This is a genomic window from Arthrobacter sp. Hiyo1, from assembly GCF_001263615.2.
Classification (GTDB): domain Bacteria; phylum Actinomycetota; class Actinomycetes; order Actinomycetales; family Micrococcaceae; genus Arthrobacter.
Genome location: NZ_DF952469.1, coordinates 268,922 through 270,765, shown reverse-complemented (window position 1 = coordinate 270,765; position 1,844 = coordinate 268,922). Strand labels below are relative to the sequence as shown.

1 protein-coding gene and 2 pseudogenes are annotated in these 1,844 nt (G+C 62.8%); all 3 read right to left on the bottom strand.

Annotated features, from left to right (window positions below; translation table 11 throughout):
• A pseudogene (locus AHiyo1_RS05800) lies at window positions 1-182 on the bottom strand (phospho-sugar mutase); the annotation flags it as partial.
• A 152-nt stretch (window positions 183-334) separates the two neighbouring features.
• Window positions 335-1,468 carry a glycoside hydrolase family 32 protein gene (locus AHiyo1_RS05795; protein ID WP_253257177.1) on the bottom strand — a complete coding sequence of 378 codons (1,134 nt, stop codon included), beginning with the start codon at window positions 1,466-1,468 and terminating at the stop codon, window positions 335-337.
• A 161-nt stretch (window positions 1,469-1,629) separates the two neighbouring features.
• A pseudogene (locus tag AHiyo1_RS26240) lies at window positions 1,630-1,776 on the bottom strand (sucrose-6-phosphate hydrolase); the annotation flags it as partial.
• Window positions 1,777-1,844 lie beyond the last annotated feature (68 nt).

Below are 1,844 nucleotides of genomic sequence, written 5' to 3'. Positions count from 1 at the left end.
GTACCGAACTGCAGCGTTCCGCTGAAGCTGTCTTCAAGCTGTTGACGGGCCGCGGCGACGCCATTGGAGGCGAGTCCGGCCAGCTCGGACAGCGCTGCCGCAGTGACCGGGTCCGGGTCCTGGGCAGCCCACTCGCCGGCGTCGGATATCAGCTTTTCAAATTCGGCATCGCTCGATGTCATAGGGATAAAGCTATCGTCAAAGGGAATGAATGCCGAGGTCACCGGCTATGTCAGCCGTCACAGTCCGGCCCACGCCACCCAACTGACTCGCATTAGTTGTCGTTATGAGGCGTCTAAACGACAACTAATGCGAGTCAGGTGGGCCCCTGGCGTCAGGGTCGCTGCCGCGTGGTGGTGAGGACGAAGCTCGCCGGGCCGCCTGCACTGAACGCTGCCGCACCCGTGTTCCCCCATTGCGGGAAGAAGATGTCCGAAATGACTACCGAGCCGTCTTGGGTGAAGACCTCCACCGACGAGGAATCCAAGAGGATGCGGAGACGGACCTTGCCGTCCTTCAGGGGCACGGAGGCTTGGTGGTAGGGGCTGAATTTCGGCGAGAAGTTGGAGGTCCCGGCTGCAGAGCGGTCCACTTTGAGGGTCTGGCTTGCGCGGTTGTACGAGATCCGGAGGCCTGCCTTCCCGTCCGCCGAAGCCCGCAGTACCAATCCGGCCTCGGAGGCGCCCGCAACGTCCATTTCGGCGTCGATCAGCTGGGTTCGGGTTCCGAAATCGCCGCCGAGGGGTTCCGTTGAATCGGTGACGGTGAGGTTTTTGCCATGTACTTCACTGGTCTTGGTGTCCGTGAGCGCATCCGCGGCAGCCTGGGCGATGCTCGAATGGAGCTCGAAACGGCTTCCTGTGGCTGCGAGGGTGAGCTGGCGGGGGATGGCCATTGACCCGCGCCATGGCGTGCTCGGGACGGATTGCGCATAGTCCCAGTTCCCCATCCAGCCGAGAAGCACCGGCTTTCCTCCAGGAGCCCCGGTGATGGTGTTGGCCGCATAGAAGTCCGCGCCATGGTCAAGCCATTGCGATTCCGTCAGCGGGTCGCCCGGCTTTGCCGCGTTTTCCGCCGTGAACCGTGTGCCGTCGAAATTGCCCACGAAGTACTGCATGCCGGAGCCTCCTGCGATGCCTCCCGGGTTGATGCTCAGGATCATGACCCACTTCTTCAGGCCGTTGCCGCCGTCGACGTCCATCTGGAGCAGCTCGGGAACTTCCCAGAGCCCGCCCTGGGCGCCCACTCCCGAGAAGTCGCTGAGGAAGGTCCAGTGCAGCAGGTCGGTGGATTTGAAGAGTTTCACCACCTGGGCGTCAGCAACCACAGTGGTCATGACCCAGTATTTGCCGGGCTCGTACCAGGTGATCTTCGGATCCCGGAAGTTGTTCGACGCCGGCTGCAAGCTAAGCACCGGGTTGCCTTTGTACTTGGTCCAGGACGTCCCGTGGTCCAGGCTGTAGGCCACGGACTGGGCCTGGCTGCCCTTGGGCAGCGCCCCGCCGTCGCCGTACGAGCTGGTGTAGAGGCTACCAGCGGCGGGTTTTCAGCGCTGCCCAGGCCGGAGGCGTTCTTGGTGTCCGGAACGATGGCGCCGGAAAAGATTTCCTCACTGGCGGAGCCTTCCATGGCTACCGGTTTCTGGGTCCAGTGCACCAGATCCGTGCTGGTGGAATGGCCCCACGACATGTCTCCCCAGAAGTTGCCGTGCGGATTGTGCTGGTAGAACGCGTGATAGGTGCCGTTTTCGTAGACAAGCCCGTTGGGATCGTTGATCCAGTTTTGCGACGCCGTGAGGTGAGCGGCAGGCCGCCAAGGGTCCGATTCGGATGGTGCGGGGGCAG